This window comes from Bacillus sp. G16 (assembly GCF_021282335.1).
GTDB lineage: Bacteria > Bacillota > Bacilli > Bacillales > Bacillaceae > Bacillus > Bacillus inaquosorum.
Genome location: NZ_JAJSOZ010000027.1, coordinates 1 through 15334 on the forward strand (window position 1 = coordinate 1; position 15334 = coordinate 15334).

Consider the following 15334-nt stretch of genomic DNA (forward strand, 5'->3'; position numbering starts at 1 on the left):
TTCAACCGGATAACTCACTCTTGTCCCCATAGAAAAAACACCTCCAAGTCTAATTTCGGATAACAATCATCCGTATTCAAACTTGAAGGTGTTTTTATTTGTCTCATCTTATGGGGTCAGTCCCATCTTCCCCGCTTTTTTATGCTGAATTTCTTTGTTTCTCTGTCTGAAGAATGTATCGATCCCGTCCGGCTCCCAGCCCGGCTGCACCCATTACGATCAGGGCAGCAATCAGAAGCACAATCGGCATTGTCCATGAATGCGTCTGGTCAAAAAGATAGCCGACAAAGATTGGACCGACGGCCGCAAGCAGGTAGCCGAATGACTGAGACATGCCTGACAGTGCCGCGGCTTGCTGGGCATTTTCACTGCGGAGACCAATCAAGGTGAGCGCCAGACTAATGCTTGAGCCTTGTCCGATACCGATAATCACCATCCAGATGGCAAGCAGTGTATGGCTGCCACCCGCTAATAATCCGCATAGGCCGATCAGATAGACTGCGGTCAGTCCCGCAACAATGCCACGTTGATGTTTCAAGCGATCTGCTAAAACAGGTGTCAGAAAAGTGGAAGGCAGACTCGCAAATTGCATGAGTGACACCATCCATCCGGCTGTTGACGTATCAATCCCGTGTGAACGGAGAATTTCAGGAAACCAAGCGATGCTGCTGTAGAATAAAAATGATTGGAGTCCCATAAAGATGGTGACATGCCATGCCATTTTGGAAGACCATATGGAACTTGATTGAAGCTTCATCGCCTGGTTTGCCGTATCCCGATGGCGCAGCTGAGGTATCCAAATCAGCAATGCAAGGAAAGCCAGCCCGCCCCATAAGAGAAAGGCCTGCTTCCATCCGCCATCCATCTGGGTTGCTAAAGGAACGCTGATACCCGATGCTAAAGCCGCGAATATATTCATTGATGTCGTATACAGGCTGATCATGATCCCTGATTTTTCAGGGTATTTATGTTTGATTAAGCTTGGCAAAAGTACGTTGCCAATCGCAATTCCGACTCCGATGAGTGCCGTTCCGAAAAACAAAGCGGCAGTATAGCCGGTAGAACGAATCAAAACGCCGATAAACAGTATCATGAGACCAAGCCACAAGGTTCGCTCATTTCCGAGGCGCTGTCCAACCTTAGGCGCAAGCGGAGAAAGAATGGCAAACGAAAGCAGTGGGAGTGCGGTCAAAAACCCGGCTGCCCCATTGGACATGTGCAGCTCTGCCCGGATAGAGCTGATGACCGGACCGACTGAAGTGATCGCAGGCCGTAAGTTAAACGCGATAAAGATAATGCCGGCTATCAGCCAAAACGATTGGATTTTTTTATTTTGTGGATGTGGCAAAGCAGTTACTCCTTCTTTCTAACATATACTAATTATAATTCCGTAAGATGAAAGCAAGTATGCGAACGAATGCTACGATTGTTTTTCTTCTTTCTGCAATTCAGCCATTTTGGCAAGCAGAATATGCTGAGGCATATGCATGATCTGTTCAAGCGGCAGATTCAAGGACTCTGCAAGCTTTTGTGCAGTTTCAGCGGAAATTTGCAAAGGTCTCACAAAAGATCCCTCCTCTCTTCTGTTCATTGTACAAGAATCAGGTGTGAAATGTAAGAAGATGTAACAAAGGAATGGAGCAATCCGAAAATGCCCGTTATAAAAGAGGGAAGGAGGGTTCTTATGCACGCACCGTTGTCGTTATTAAAACAAATGCTGAATGAACACCAAAAAGACACTGAGAAAGCTGTCACTTTTGAAGAATATATAGCGGTGAGGCTAAAGCTTCAGGAGCTGATGGGAAAATGTGCTTCGTTCGAGGAGTGGGATTTGTATCAAAAGGCGGCCGATCTGATGATGCACACAGGCTTACAATGGATGAAATAAGCCGATAACCGCTAAAAAACCCCCGCTGCAGCGAAGGGTTTCATTCATTAAAATGAGTGTTCTTCTTCCACATTTTTAAACTGGTCATAAATCACAAGCTTTGCCGGACTGTTTTCCTTTGCCACCTGTTTGGCTTTTTCTATCGCGGCGTCTTTAGATGTATACAAAGCTGTCGGCGCCACATTCTCTACCTTAATAAACCAGCCGTCCGCATCGACATTGGGTGTAACCGCATATTTTTTTATCATCTTTCATTCCTCCCTCACGTTTTATTGCGTTTTTCCCGCCCTGTTACTGTCCGAAACGACCCAATCGGCTAACTGAAAAAAACAGGAAACAGACAATTTTTCTATTTTTTTTCTGCAGAAATGGTAGAATGGAGTTTGGAGATTTTTTAATGAGAGGACGGTGCTTAGCATGACAGACCTTCTAAATGATCGGCTTCCTCCGCAAAATATAGAAGCCGAACAAGCCGTGTTAGGCGCTATTTTTTTACAGCCGTCTGCTTTAACACTGGCTTCAGAAGTATTGATTCCAGATGATTTTTATAGAATGTCCCACCAAAAAATCTATAATGCGATGCTGGTGCTCGGAGACCGAGGTGAACCGGTTGATCTAGTGACGGTTACATCAGAGCTTGCGAACACAGACCTGCTGGAAGAAGTGGGCGGCATTTCGTATCTGACAGATATCGCAAACTCGGTGCCGACAGCGGCTAACATAGAATATTATGCGAAAATCGTTGAGGAAAAATCGATTCTTCGCCGATTGATCAGAACAGCGACAACCATTGCTCAAGACGGGTATACCCGTGAGGATGAAGTTGAGGATTTACTCAGTGAAGCGGAAAAAACGATTATGGAAGTGGCGCAGCGCAAAAATACGAGTGCCTTCCAAAATATTAAGGACGTCCTTGTCCAAACATATGACAATATCGAACAGCTTCACAATCGAAAAGGCGATATCACGGGGATTCCGACAGGATTTACTGAGCTTGACCGGATGACTGCCGGGTTCCAGCGCAACGACTTGATCATTGTGGCTGCCCGTCCGTCAGTGGGGAAAACAGCCTTTGCCCTGAACATCGCACAAAACGTGGCAACCAAGACCGACGAGAGCGTAGCGATTTTCAGTCTAGAGATGGGGGCAGAGCAGCTCGTTATGCGTATGCTCTGTGCCGAGGGAAATATCAATGCCCAGAATCTCCGTACCGGTAACCTGACGGAAGAGGATTGGGGCAAGCTGACGATGGCGATGGGAAGCCTGTCGAACAGCGGGATTTACATTGATGATACACCGGGAATCCGCGTGAGTGAAATCCGCGCCAAGTGCCGCCGCTTGAAGCAGGAAAGCGGACTTGGCATGATTTTGATCGACTATCTGCAATTGATTCAGGGAAGCGGACGTTCAAAGGATAACCGTCAACAGGAAGTATCAGAAATTTCCCGTGAACTGAAGTCGATCGCCCGGGAGCTGCAAGTCCCTGTTATCGCGCTTTCTCAGCTTTCCCGGGGCGTTGAGCAGCGTCAGGATAAACGTCCGATGATGTCTGATATCCGGGAATCAGGAAGTATCGAGCAGGACGCGGATATTGTCGCGTTCCTTTATCGTGATGACTACTATGACAAAGAAACCGAGAATAAAAATATTATCGAAATCATTATTGCCAAACAGCGTAACGGCCCGGTAGGAACCGTGTCTCTTGCGTTCGTAAAAGAATACAATAAATTCGTCAACCTGGAACGGCGTTTTGATGACGCAGGTGTTCCGCCCGGCGCATAACCCCAAGAGCTGATCTTGGGGTTTTTTCATTCAAAGGATTGAAGAAATATCGTCCGCTCAGCGGATGAAAAATTGAAAGCGTTTTAATAAAATGGTGCAAAAAGGAGATGGTAATATGGGAAATCGTTTTTCATATTTTCATGCAGCGCAAATACGGATTGCGCGGCCTACGGGCCAGCTTAATGAAATCATTCGTTTTTATGAAGAAGGGCTAGGCTTGAAACGAATAGGAGCGTTTTCGAAGCATAATGGGTATGACGGTGTCATGTTCGGTCTCCCGCATGCCGATTATCATTTGGAGTTCACCCAGCATGAGAAGGAAAGCAGTGCCCCTGTTCCTTACCCCGACAGCCTCCTCGTTTTTTATGTGCCGAATGCGGATGAACTGACAGCGATCACTTCAAGGCTGAGACACATGGGCTATCAAGAGGTCGAATCTGAGAATCCGTACTGGAGCCATGGCGGCGTGACGATAGAGGATCCGGATGGCTGGCGAATCGTTTTTATGAATACAAATGGAATATCAGGCAAGTGATTCTTTTTTGTGCTAAAGGATGAAAGTTTCACGAGCTTTTTATGACAAAGCGGTGAGAAAACGCTTATAAAACGAATGAAAGCGAACGAATATAGATTTACAATAATTTAATGTTCGGATTTACAATTGACTTTCTGTTTCTTCACTGATAAACTTGATTTGTTTGAATAGAATCGTTTTGAAAGGTTAACGGAGGTGCACGGACATGTCTTCAGTAGTTGTAGTAGGTACGCAATGGGGCGATGAAGGGAAAGGTAAAATCACAGATTTCCTGTCAGAAAATGCAGAAGTGATCGCCCGTTATCAAGGCGGAAATAACGCAGGGCATACAATCAAGTTTGACGGAATCACATACAAGCTTCACTTAATCCCGTCAGGAATTTTCTATAAGGATAAAACGTGTGTGATCGGAAACGGAATGGTTGTAGATCCGAAAGCATTAGTCACAGAGCTTGCGTATCTTCATGAGCGCAACGTCAGTACAGATAACCTGAGAATCAGCAACAGAGCTCATGTCATTCTGCCGTATCATTTGAAATTGGATGAGGTGGAAGAAGAGCGCAAAGGGGCCAACAAGATCGGCACAACGAAAAAAGGGATCGGCCCTGCTTACATGGATAAAGCAGCCCGCATCGGAATTCGCATCGCGGATTTGTTAGACCGTGACGCGTTTGCGGAGAAGCTTGAACGCAATCTTGAAGAAAAAAACCGTCTGCTTGAGAAAATGTATGAGACAGATGGATTTAAAATTGAGGATATCTTAGACGAATATTATGAGTACGGCCAGCAGATTAAAAAGTATGTTTGCGATACATCTGTTGTCTTAAATGATGCTCTGGATGAAGGGCGCCGTGTATTGTTTGAAGGCGCGCAAGGGGTTATGCTCGATATTGACCAAGGAACATACCCGTTTGTTACGTCATCTAACCCGGTTGCCGGCGGTGTCACGATCGGTTCTGGTGTCGGCCCGACCAAAATCCAGCACGTTGTCGGTGTATCAAAAGCATATACGACTCGTGTCGGTGACGGTCCTTTCCCGACTGAGCTGAAAGATGAAATCGGCGATCAAATCCGTGAAGTCGGACGCGAATATGGAACAACAACAGGCCGTCCGCGCCGTGTCGGCTGGTTTGACAGCGTTGTTGTCCGCCACGCCCGCCGTGTGAGCGGAATTACAGATCTTTCTTTGAACTCAATCGACGTTTTAACAGGAATTGAAACGCTGAAAATCTGTGTGGCGTACCGCTACAAAGGCGAAATCATTGAAGAATTCCCAGCAAGCCTTAAAGCACTTGCTGAATGTGAGCCGGTATATGAAGAAATGCCGGGCTGGACTGAGGATATCACAGGTGCGAAGAGCTTGAGCGAGCTTCCGGAAAACGCGCGCCACTATCTTGAGCGCGTGTCTCAGCTGACAGGCATTCCGCTTTCTATTTTCTCTGTCGGTCCAGACCGTTCACAAACAAATGTCCTTCGCAGCGTGTACCGCGCGAACTAAATAGAATATGCTTGCAAGCCCCTGATATAGGGGCTTGTTTTTTGTTTGAAAGCCGCAGATAAGTTGGTCTGAGAAAAAAATATGAAAAAAAACCAAAAAAGTTATTGCCACTTCTATTTGTTCGTGATATTATAAATCTCGTTGTTACGGAAACTGCTTCAATAGAGTACAAGATGAGAACATAATCCAAGTCGTTTGCTCTATGGAAATTCCGACATCTTAAGAGCCATTAGCTCAGTTGGTAGAGCATCTGACTTTTAATCAGAGGGTCGAAGGTTCGAGTCCTTCATGGCTCACCATTTCGTGAAGGCCCGTTGGTCAAGCGGTTAAGACACCGCCCTTTCACGGCGGTAACACGGGTTCGAATCCCGTACGGGTCATTGATTTACTTTAGCGTTATTGCTAAATTCCTTATTTGTCTGTGAGAGCTGACACGACAGCTCTCCGGGCAATTACTGTAAGGTCCGGTAGTTCAGTTGGTTAGAATGCCTGCCTGTCACGCAGGAGGTCGCGGGTTCGAGTCCCGTCCGGACCGCCATTTTACTTTACTTAGTAGAGAAAAATAAAACATTTGGCTCGGTAGCTCAGTTGGTAGAGCAACGGACTGAAAATCCGTGTGTCGGCGGTTCGATTCCGTCCCGAGCCACTTACCAAACGCATCTGCAATCGTAGGTGCGTTTTTTCTTTTAGGAAAAAGGCAAACATGAGGAGTGTTATAATAGAAGAAAAAGGGAGAACCGGCCCTGCGGCCGGTTCAAAGAAGAAGACGTCATTGATAAAGACGCACTCCGGTGAGGGGAGGTTTCAGTAAAGTTATCTTTTTTAAAAAAAGTTGACCAGCATGACAAAAGATAAACAATTGGAGGATAAAGGTGAAACATGTGTTTTTTTCTAAACCTTTATTTTTTTTATCTTTTGACCTTAAACCGTTATAATAGACAAGGACCCATTGTTTACATGGGCCATAAGTGATGAAACGAATGTTATATAGATGAAATGAAGTTATTCGGCAGGAGGAAAATCAAAATGATGGATAAAAAGATCCTTGTAGTAGATGATGAAAAACCGATTGCAGATATATTGGAATTTAACTTAAGAAAAGAAGGCTATGAAGTGCACTGTGCCCACGACGGAAATGAAGCCGTTGAAATGGTAGAAGAGCTTCAGCCTGATTTAATTCTTTTAGATATTATGCTTCCTAATAAAGACGGCGTTGAAGTGTGCCGTGAAGTCAGAAAGAAATATGATATGCCGATCATTATGCTGACGGCAAAGGATTCAGAAATTGACAAGGTCATCGGGCTTGAAATCGGCGCTGATGACTATGTCACAAAACCATTCAGCACACGCGAGCTTCTGGCACGTGTAAAAGCGAACCTGCGCCGTCAGCTGACAACAGCGCCTGCGGAGGAAGAATCGTCCTCTAACGAGATTCATATCGGCTCTCTCGTCATCTTCCCTGACGCGTATGTCGTATCAAAACGAGATGAAACAATCGAATTGACTCATCGTGAGTTCGAATTGCTTCATTATTTAGCAAAACATATCGGACAAGTGATGACACGTGAACATTTGCTTCAAACCGTTTGGGGATATGATTACTTCGGCGATGTCAGAACGGTTGACGTAACAGTCCGTCGGCTTCGTGAAAAAATCGAGGACAACCCGAGCCATCCAAATTGGATCGTCACACGCCGCGGCGTAGGTTATTACTTGAGAAACCCAGAACAGGACTAATGCCCATATGAATAAGGTTGGTTTTTTTCGGTCGATCCAATTTAAGATTACCTTGATTTATGTGCTTTTGATTATCATTGCAATGCAAATCATTGGTGTGTATTTTGTCAATCAGGTAGAGAAGTCGCTGATCAGCTCTTATGAACAATCGCTGAATCAGCGAATCGACAACCTTTCTTACTATATCGAACAAGAATATAAAAGCGATAATGACAGCACCGTCATCAAGGATGACGTCAGCCGTATTTTGAATGACTTCACGAAAAGTGATGAGGTTCGGGAAATTAGTTTTGTAGATAAAAGCTATGAAGTGGTCGGTTCTTCAAAACCGTATGGTGAGGAAGTTGCAGGGAAACAAACAACCGATCTGATCTTTAAAAGAATTTTTTCTACTAAACAATCGTATTTAAGAAAGTACTATGACCCGAAAAGCAAAATCAGAGTCCTCATTTCCGCGAAGCCCGTCATGACTGAAAACCAAGAGGTTGTCGGCGCGATCTATGTTGTCGCGAGTATGGAAGAGGTCTTTAATCAAATGAAGACCATCAACACGATACTGGCGTCCGGCACTGGTTTGGCACTCGTTTTGACGGCCCTTCTCGGTATTTTTCTGGCAAGAACCATTACCCACCCGCTTTCAGATATGAGAAAGCAGGCGATGGAGCTTGCGAAAGGGAACTTCTCGAGGAAGGTTAAAAAGTATGGGCATGATGAAATTGGGCAGCTTGCCACCACGTTTAATCACTTAACGAGAGAGCTTGAAGATGCCCAGGCGATGACAGAAGGAGAGCGCAGAAAGCTTGCCTCTGTTATTGCCTATATGACAGACGGCGTTATCGCCACAAACCGAAACGGAGCGATTATTCTCTTAAACAGCCCGGCGCTGGAGCTGCTGAACGTTTCACGTGAAACAGCCTTAGAAATGCCGATTACGAGCTTGCTGGGGATTCAAGAGAATTATACATTTGAAGATTTAGTAGAGCAGCAGGATTCTATGCTGCTTGAAATTGAGCGCGATGATCAATTAACGGTGCTTCGCGTGAATTTCTCTGTGATTCAGAGGGAACATGGTAAAATTGATGGTTTAATCGCTGTCATTTACGATGTAACCGAGCAAGAGAAAATGGATCAGGAACGCAGGGAATTCGTTGCGAATGTATCACACGAGCTGCGGACGCCGCTCACGACAATGCGCAGTTATTTAGAGGCGTTAGCTGAAGGTGCGTGGGAAAATAAAGACATTGCCCCGCGTTTCTTAATGGTGACGCAAAATGAAACAGAGCGTATGATCCGGCTTGTCAATGACTTGCTGCAGCTTTCGAAATTTGACAGCAAGGATTATCAATTCAACCGGGAATGGATTCAGATTGTCCGGTTTATGTCGCTTATTATTGATCGTTTTGAAATGACAAAAGAACAGCATGTGGAATTTATCCGCAATCTGCCGGACAGAAATCTGTACGTCGAGATTGACCAGGATAAAATTACCCAGGTGCTCGATAATATTATTTCCAACGCTTTAAAATACTCACCGGAAGGCGGACATGTCACGTTCTCCATTGATGTAAATGAAGAGGAAGAACTCCTCTATATCAGCGTCAAGGATGAAGGGATCGGAATTCCGAAAAAAGATGTCGAAAAAGTCTTTGACCGCTTCTACAGGGTTGATAAAGCGAGAACGAGAAAGCTTGGCGGCACCGGCCTGGGGCTGGCGATTGCAAGAGAAATGGTTCAGGCGCACGGCGGAGATATTTGGGCGGACAGCATAGAAGGAAAAGGCACGACGATTACATTTACTCTTCCATATAAAGAGGAACAAGAGGATGATTGGGATGAAGCGTGAAAATATAAAAACGATATTACTTACGGTACTCGTCGTCATCAGTCTTGTTTTTACGTGGGGGATATGGACGTTCCAGCCAAACTTTTCTGAAGGCTCATCATCAACAGAGTCTACTGTGCGTGAGAAGCATAAAATCGAAAAAAACACCCAAAAGCTGTCTGAAACGGTAAGGCCAAGGGAAATGTTTATCCATGATGACGGCGCTCATTACAAAGTGGATAATGAAGCCCTCTATGAAGAAGTCTGGTCTGACTTGCCGCATTGGGATGTAAAAGGAATTAAAGATATCTCTGATCAGTATGACAAGGTTGGATTCAAGAGCTGGTTTTATGGAATAGGCGGTTATGAAGCGAAGCTTGACTTGCAATTCAGTGATACGATTCCTATTGATATATTCCAAACGCTGTTTAAATGGTCTAATCAGTCGTTTGAATACAGTTCGTTTGATCATATTCTGATTCCGTTCAATGAAACAAAAGCGAACAAGAAAATTTATTTGGTGTCTTACAGCAAACAGCTCATTCTGGAAGTGACCGTTGAATCGGCAAACTACCGGAACATTATGAACGACTTGGAAAACAGGCAATCAAACATGCCGGCGTACAGTTTGTTCTCAATTGGCTCTAAAAAAGAATTCCTGCTGCCGAACAAACCGCTTACGATGGACAAAAAAGAGTTTGTCACAGAATCGATTAAAACTAACACCTTTAAGCAGACTTTGTTCAGCGATCCGAGCATTGTAAGGGAAGATTCGAATTACAACAACAGAAATGTCCTGACAGATGGGATCAGCCGGTTAGATGTGAATCTAAGCCAGCGCCAGGTGCAATTCCAGCAGCGCAATTTAGTGCAGAGCACATCCTATCAAACAGGTGAATTAATCAAAAAGAGCCAAAAATACCTTGAGGATACGGGAAGCTGGACGGATCACTATCAATTTTTCAATATCAATGACAGCCAGCAGCTGAGCTTCTATATCTTTATGGATCAGATGCCGGTCATTAACAGCACCGCCAAACCGTTCGGAGCGACATCGGCGATTACGGTGCAGTGGGCGAACGATGATATTCTCAGCTATAAGCGGCCGAATTACAGTCTCGGAACGAACCCGATTAAAACAAGTGAGACAGAGCTGATGAGCGGCAGTGAGGTGAAGATGCTGCTTTCTAAACAAACCGCTTATGATACGGACAAAATTGATCAGATCTTCCTTGCTTATCAATTGGTATCAACATCAACCAACGATGATCCTCTTGTTGAACTGGAACCGGTCTGGGCGATGAAAGTAAATGGAAAAATTGTGCCGATCACAAAGGATTTATTGATGAAGGAGGGGGCAAACAGTGGAGTGGAATAAGACAAAATCAATCTTCATCGTTGCCTTCCTCATTTTAGATATTTTCTTAGGCTATCAGTTTTTTCAAAAATGGCAGGCGACCAGCAAAGAATATGAGGTCATTAAAAATGATGTCGAGCATGATATGAAGGCCGACCATATCACGTATGAAGGCCTGAATAAGGAAGCGACAGAAGGCTACCGGATCACAGCAAATCAAAAGACCTTCACCAAGGAGGAAATTGAGGCGCTGAAGGATCAAAAGCCTTTGATGGACATGCCTAGTGATGATCATAAAGTAACGAGCCTGAAAATGAAGTTCACGAATCCGATCGCCCTATCAAAGAAGAATATCGAGGACGATGCTCAGACGCTTGTTTCTTCGAAAATCCAAGATGGCGAAAAATATAAGCTTTGGAAGGTTGATAAATCGAAGAAAGAAATTGTTTTCTTCCAAACGTATGAAGGTCATTATATTTACCAGAAGACCGACAATTCCTCTAATATGATCGGGCAAGTGGTGCTGCACTTAAACGCTAAAAACGAGGTTGTGTCGTACGACCAGACAACGCTTGAGACCTTTAAGCAAATTCAGAAAGAAAGCTTAATCACTGAAATGGATGCGGTTGAGCTATTGTACTATCAAAATCAATTAAAAGAATACAGCACTGTGAAGAGCTGTAAATTCGGCTACGTAGCACAATATCCGCTGACAAGTACGCAGGTGCTGGCACCGGTATGGAGAATTACGGTCGAGTACGATAAAAAAGTGAACGGTGAGAAAAAGACAGTACAAGAGTATTTTACTGTGAATGCTTTGGAGAGTACGATTTTAGATACAGATCAATGAAAATAATGGAGTGAACAGACATGAGCTTGCAATTTAGCGTACTTGCGAGCGGGAGTACGGGAAATGCGTTTTACCTCGAAACAGAGGATCACGCATTTTTAGTGGACGCCGGTTTGAGCGGGAAAGCCATGGATGGACTGATGGCGCAGATTGGGCGTAAGCTGGATGATGTAGACGGCATTTTTGTGACGCATGAGCATAGTGATCATATTAAGGGACTCGGTGTGGTCGCCAGAAAGTACAAGCTTCCGATTTATGCGAATGAGAAGACATGGAAAGCGATGGAGAACCAGATCGGCAAAATAGACACCGATCAAAAATTTGTGTTTCCGATGGAGACGGTGAAGTCGTTCGGCGGACTTGACGTGGAGTCGTTTGGCGTCTCTCATGACGCGGCGGAACCCATGTTTTATGTATTCCATTATAACGGCCGAAAGCTCGCATTAATGACAGATACGGGATACGTCAGCGACCGGATGAAAGGGATCATCCGGTCAGCGAATGTGTTTGTGTTTGAAAGCAATCACGATGTCGGTATGCTGCAAATGGGAAGATACCCGTGGAGCATTAAGCGGCGGATTTTAAGTGACGTGGGGCACGTTTCAAATGAAGATGCTGCCTTGGCGATGACCGATGTCATTGGCGATGAGACGTCACGAATTTACTTGGCACATTTGAGCCAGGACAACAACATGAAGGAGCTGGCGAGAATGTCTGTGCAGCAGACATTAGCTTCTAAAGGGTTTGTGACGGGTGAGACATTTGATTTGTATGACACCGATCCGAAGAAGGCCACGCCGCTTTGCGCTGTATAATTTTTCTATGTAAATCATGACTATTATAGGAGTTTCTAACCCACAATATAACCATATTAACGTTCTTGGAAAGGATGGAATATGGTGGATTACGATCGTGAGGAAGAACATACTACTCCTGAACAGCCAAAGAGAAGCAAAAAAGGATATTTCCTTTCTAGTCTGATTGGCGTGATTGTCGGTGCCGTATTAATGGCGTTTATCATGCCGTACCTGTCAAATGAAGGGTTAGATACGGGCGCCTTAGATCAGCAGCAGAACAACAATGGCCAAGAATCAATCAGGACGGTGAATGTCAGTGTCAACAACGCCGTCACCAAGATTGTCAGCAATGTGTCGCCCGCCGTTGTCGGTGTTGTGAACATCCAAAAATCAGATATTTGGGGAGAGAGCGGCGAGGCTGGGAGCGGCTCAGGCGTCATCTATAAGAAAAATGACAACTCTGCTTATGTCGTGACCAACCATCATGTTATCGAGGGCGCTTCCCAAATTGAAATCAGCCTGAAAGACGGCTCGCGTGTATCGGCTGACCTTGTCGGCAGCGACCAGCTGATGGACCTGGCTGTTTTACGGGTGAAAAGCGATAAAATAAAAGCAGTCGCCGACTTCGGAAATTCAGATAAAGTGAAATCAGGGGAGCCGGTTATTGCGATTGGCAACCCGTTAGGCCTTGAGTTTGCAGGCTCTGTCACACAGGGGGTCATCTCAGGTACGGAGAGGGCAATTCCAGTGGATTCAAACGATGACGGACAGCCTGACTGGAACGCAGAAGTCCTGCAAACAGATGCGGCCATTAACCCTGGGAACAGCGGCGGCGCTTTGTTAAATATGGACGGGAAAGTCATTGGCATCAATTCAATGAAAATTGCCGAATCGGCGGTTGAAGGGATTGGCCTGTCGATTCCGTCTAAGCTTGTGATTCCGGTGATAGAGGATCTGGAGAAATATGGCGAAGTCAAACGACCGTTCCTTGGCATTGAAATGAAATCGCTCAGCGACATCGCAAGCTATCATTGGGATGAAACACTGAAGCTTCCTAAGGATGTCACCAATGGCGCGGTTGTGATGGGTGTAGACGCCTTTTCACCTGCCGGAAAAGCAGGGCTTAAGGAACTGGATGTCATCACGGAATTTGACGGACACAAAGTAAATGATATTGTTGATCTGCGGAAACGGCTTTATCAGAAAAAAGTCGGTGACCGGGTGAAGGTGAGGTTTTACCGCGGCGGAAAAGAAAAATCCGTTGATATTAAGCTCTCCTCCGCAGACCAATTAGGAAGTTAACAAAAGCAGTCTGGCACCGTTGCCAGACTGCTTTTTCATGTAAAAAAACTGAACGAGGGTCACGCCCGTTCAGTTGAAAAAGGATATATCGAATATGAAGAAAAATACAAGATGGGTGTTACACGTGAAACAGCAGGCAATGCCTGTCAGCTGCAAATGCTTCCGTTTTCAGCGTTTACTTTAATGGTTTGTTCCGTGTGGTTGCTAACTGAGATTTTAATGATGTACACATAGATGCCATTTTCTTTCTTCAATGCAGAAGATTTTACTGTGCCTTTGCATTTGTTCAGCGCAATGCTTTGAGCTTTTGCTTTTGTGATTGCGGCTTGTTTGTTTTCAACGTGATGTTTGACGACTTTTCCGCTGCTGCAGTTGACGTTGAAGGTGTGAACTTTGCCGTCCTCACCGAGCACTTTAATGACATAGACATAAACGCCGTCTGCTTTCTTCATTTGTGCTGATTGAACGGCGCCTTTGCAGTTGTGTAATGCCACAGTTTTCGCTTTAGAAAGCGTAATAGAAGCCTGCTGCTGTGTTTGGACTTTAGCAGTGTCCTCTTTATGCAGAACAGCCGCGTGTGCGGAAGATAAAGAACTGATTGAGATAACAGCGCCTAAAGCAGCTGCTGATAATATTTTCACATTCATTTTTACGTCCTCCTTAGATGATGATGTAAAAAGAACTGAACGCGGGTCACGCACGTTCAGTTTAAAAGAGTATTTAGAAAAAGGTAGACATGAACTTAGAACTTCGTGTTAAAACAAGACTGGTGTTACACGTTGAATTGCAGTTGTTTCACTGCTGGCAAGTATCAATTTTTATTTGCAAATGCTTCCGTTTTCAGCGTTCACTTTCACTGTTTGCTCAGTGTGGTTTTGGGCAGTGATTTTAATCACGTAAACGTATTTACCGTTTTCTTTCTTCAAAGCAGAAGATTTCACTGTTCCTTTGCATTTGTTTAGGGCAATGTTATGTGCTTTTGTTTTCGTAATGGCTGCGTTTTTCTTTTGCACTTCTTGTTTTACGATTTTACCGTTGTCACAGTTGACATGGATTGTATGAGTACTGCCATCTTCGCCAAGCACTTTTACAACGTAGATGTAAACGCCGTTTTCTTTCTTCAGCTCAGAAGCTTGAACTGCGCCTTTGTATTTGTTCAGTGCGATTTGATGCGCTTTTGTTTTTGAAATATGTGCTTGTTTCTTTTGCTCGTGTTTTGCGACTTTGTCGTTTTCTCCATTGATATGGAACGTGTGAAGGCTGCCGTCTTCACCCATTACTTTCACGACATAAACGTAAACGCCGTTTTCTTTCTTCAGTTCAGAAGATTGAACCGCACCTTTGCAGTTTTTCAAAGCAATAGAATGTGCTTTTGATTTGCTGATGTAGCTTTGTTTCTTTTGAATGTCATGCTTCACAACTTTACCGCTGTCGCAGTTGACGTTCATCGTATGCTGTTTGCCGTCCTCACCGAGAACTTTGACAACATATACGTAAGTGCCGTTCACTTTCTTCATTTGGGCAGATTGAACAGTACCTTTGCATTTGTTCAAAGCAACTTGTTTTGCTTTTGCTATTGTGATGGAAGCCTGCTGCTTCGTCTCGACCTTCGCTGATGTATCATCCTTTTGAATGACAGCGGCATGAGCGGAAGTTAAAGAACTGATTGAAAGAATTGTTCCCAGCGCGGCTCCTGATAAAACTTTAGTGATATTCATGTGTTGTTCCTCCTTTGATTTCATTGTTGGCTGAACCAACTAAGGCTA

General features: G+C 44.6%; 15 protein-coding genes, 4 tRNA genes and 1 pseudogene. 15 read left to right on the plus strand and 5 right to left on the minus strand.

Annotation, left to right across the window (positions count from 1 at the left end; genetic code table 11):
- Window positions 1-139: 139 nt before the first annotated feature.
- Window positions 140-1348: a CynX/NimT family MFS transporter gene (locus tag LWH95_RS20135; protein ID WP_003236539.1), complete on the minus strand. Its 1209-nt coding sequence runs from the start codon at window positions 1346-1348 to the stop codon at window positions 140-142.
- A 72-nt stretch (window positions 1349-1420) separates the two neighbouring features.
- Window positions 1421-1564: a YycC family protein gene (locus LWH95_RS20140; RefSeq protein WP_003236536.1), complete on the minus strand. Its 144-nt coding sequence runs from the start codon at window positions 1562-1564 to the stop codon at window positions 1421-1423.
- Between the two features lie 120 nt (window positions 1565-1684).
- Between LWH95_RS20140 and LWH95_RS20145 the strand changes: the two genes are divergently transcribed.
- The gene (locus LWH95_RS20145) at window positions 1685-1888 is read left to right on the plus strand and encodes a hypothetical protein (RefSeq protein ID WP_133485261.1); all 204 of its coding nucleotides are present in this window, start codon (window positions 1685-1687) and stop codon (window positions 1886-1888) included.
- Between the two features lie 47 nt (window positions 1889-1935).
- Here the strand turns inward: LWH95_RS20145 and LWH95_RS20150 are convergent, their stop codons facing one another.
- Window positions 1936-2136, minus strand: a complete 201-nt coding sequence (locus LWH95_RS20150; RefSeq protein ID WP_003236532.1) for a DUF2188 domain-containing protein — start codon at window positions 2134-2136, stop codon at window positions 1936-1938.
- Window positions 2137-2305: 169 nt separating this feature from the next.
- Between LWH95_RS20150 and dnaB the strand changes: the two genes are divergently transcribed.
- The 14 genes and pseudogenes from dnaB to LWH95_RS20220 all read left to right on the plus strand — a co-directional run.
- Window positions 2306-3670, plus strand: a complete 1365-nt coding sequence (gene dnaB / locus LWH95_RS20155) for a replicative DNA helicase (RefSeq protein ID WP_003226923.1) — start codon at window positions 2306-2308, stop codon at window positions 3668-3670.
- A gap of 115 nt (window positions 3671-3785) precedes the next feature.
- Window positions 3786-4205, plus strand: a complete 420-nt coding sequence (locus LWH95_RS20160) for a VOC family protein (protein WP_232920239.1) — start codon at window positions 3786-3788, stop codon at window positions 4203-4205.
- Window positions 4206-4410: 205 nt separating this feature from the next.
- The gene (purA, locus tag LWH95_RS20165) at window positions 4411-5703 is read left to right on the plus strand and encodes an adenylosuccinate synthase (RefSeq protein ID WP_003236530.1); all 1293 of its coding nucleotides are present in this window, start codon (window positions 4411-4413) and stop codon (window positions 5701-5703) included.
- A 223-nt stretch (window positions 5704-5926) separates the two neighbouring features.
- Window positions 5927-6002, plus strand: a tRNA-Lys gene (locus LWH95_RS20170).
- 9 nt (window positions 6003-6011) lie between these two features.
- Window positions 6012-6083, plus strand: a tRNA-Glu gene (locus LWH95_RS20175).
- 81 nt (window positions 6084-6164) lie between these two features.
- Window positions 6165-6241, plus strand: a tRNA-Asp gene (locus LWH95_RS20180).
- 35 nt (window positions 6242-6276) lie between these two features.
- Window positions 6277-6349 (plus strand) — tRNA-Phe (locus LWH95_RS20185).
- Window positions 6350-6732: 383 nt separating this feature from the next.
- Window positions 6733-7440: a cell wall metabolism DNA-binding response regulator WalR gene (gene walR / locus LWH95_RS20190; protein ID WP_032731843.1), complete on the plus strand. Its 708-nt coding sequence runs from the start codon at window positions 6733-6735 to the stop codon at window positions 7438-7440.
- Between the two features lie 7 nt (window positions 7441-7447).
- Window positions 7448-9283, plus strand: a complete 1836-nt coding sequence (gene walK / locus LWH95_RS20195; RefSeq protein WP_003236524.1) for a cell wall metabolism sensor histidine kinase WalK — start codon at window positions 7448-7450, stop codon at window positions 9281-9283.
- Window positions 9273-10640 (plus strand): WalRK two-component regulatory system regulator WalH, encoded by a 1368-nt coding sequence (gene walH / locus LWH95_RS20200; RefSeq protein WP_232920240.1) that lies wholly within the window; start codon window positions 9273-9275, stop codon window positions 10638-10640. Before walK ends, walH begins: the two co-directional genes overlap by 11 nt.
- On the plus strand, window positions 10627-11469 hold the full coding sequence (walI, locus tag LWH95_RS20205; protein WP_003236521.1) for a WalRK two-component regulatory system regulator WalI: 843 nt from the start codon (window positions 10627-10629) through the stop codon (window positions 11467-11469). Before walH ends, walI begins: the two co-directional genes overlap by 14 nt.
- A gap of 20 nt (window positions 11470-11489) precedes the next feature.
- The gene (locus LWH95_RS20210) at window positions 11490-12284 is read left to right on the plus strand and encodes an MBL fold metallo-hydrolase (RefSeq protein ID WP_003226939.1); all 795 of its coding nucleotides are present in this window, start codon (window positions 11490-11492) and stop codon (window positions 12282-12284) included.
- 81 nt (window positions 12285-12365) lie between these two features.
- A complete protein-coding gene (gene htrC / locus LWH95_RS20215; RefSeq protein ID WP_088111720.1) occupies window positions 12366-13568 on the plus strand; it encodes a serine protease HtrC in 1203 nt (400 codons plus the stop codon).
- A 19-nt stretch (window positions 13569-13587) separates the two neighbouring features.
- A pseudogene (locus LWH95_RS20220) lies at window positions 13588-13712 on the plus strand (hypothetical protein); the annotation flags it as partial.
- A 2-nt stretch (window positions 13713-13714) separates the two neighbouring features.
- Here LWH95_RS20220 and LWH95_RS20225 read toward each other — a convergent pair.
- Both LWH95_RS20225 and LWH95_RS20230 read right to left on the minus strand, forming a co-directional pair.
- Window positions 13715-14215 carry a PepSY domain-containing protein gene (locus tag LWH95_RS20225; RefSeq protein WP_060399938.1) on the minus strand — a complete coding sequence of 167 codons (501 nt, stop codon included), beginning with the start codon at window positions 14213-14215 and terminating at the stop codon, window positions 13715-13717.
- A 171-nt stretch (window positions 14216-14386) separates the two neighbouring features.
- Entirely contained in the window at window positions 14387-15286 is a 900-nt protein-coding gene (locus tag LWH95_RS20230) for a PepSY domain-containing protein (RefSeq protein WP_232920241.1), read from the minus strand.
- Window positions 15287-15334 lie beyond the last annotated feature (48 nt).

Coding starts and splice junctions, on each gene's coding strand:
- LWH95_RS20210 (WP_003226939.1), top strand. CDS start 11,490: ATGAGCTTGCAATTTAGCGTACTTGCGAGCGGGAGTACGGGAAATGCG.
- LWH95_RS20160 (WP_232920239.1), top strand. CDS start 3,786: ATGGGAAATCGTTTTTCATATTTTCATGCAGCGCAAATACGGATTGCG.
- LWH95_RS20150 (WP_003236532.1), bottom strand. CDS start 2,136: ATGATAAAAAAATATGCGGTTACACCCAATGTCGATGCGGACGGCTGG.
- htrC (WP_088111720.1), top strand. CDS start 12,366: ATGGTGGATTACGATCGTGAGGAAGAACATACTACTCCTGAACAGCCA.
- walR (WP_032731843.1), top strand. CDS start 6,733: ATGGATAAAAAGATCCTTGTAGTAGATGATGAAAAACCGATTGCAGAT.
- walK (WP_003236524.1), top strand. CDS start 7,448: ATGAATAAGGTTGGTTTTTTTCGGTCGATCCAATTTAAGATTACCTTG.
- LWH95_RS20225 (WP_060399938.1), bottom strand. CDS start 14,215: ATGAATGTGAAAATATTATCAGCAGCTGCTTTAGGCGCTGTTATCTCA.
- LWH95_RS20145 (WP_133485261.1), top strand. CDS start 1,685: ATGCACGCACCGTTGTCGTTATTAAAACAAATGCTGAATGAACACCAA.
- walH (WP_232920240.1), top strand. CDS start 9,273: ATGAAGCGTGAAAATATAAAAACGATATTACTTACGGTACTCGTCGTC.
- dnaB (WP_003226923.1), top strand. CDS start 2,306: ATGACAGACCTTCTAAATGATCGGCTTCCTCCGCAAAATATAGAAGCC.
- purA (WP_003236530.1), top strand. CDS start 4,411: ATGTCTTCAGTAGTTGTAGTAGGTACGCAATGGGGCGATGAAGGGAAA.
- LWH95_RS20230 (WP_232920241.1), bottom strand. CDS start 15,286: ATGAATATCACTAAAGTTTTATCAGGAGCCGCGCTGGGAACAATTCTT.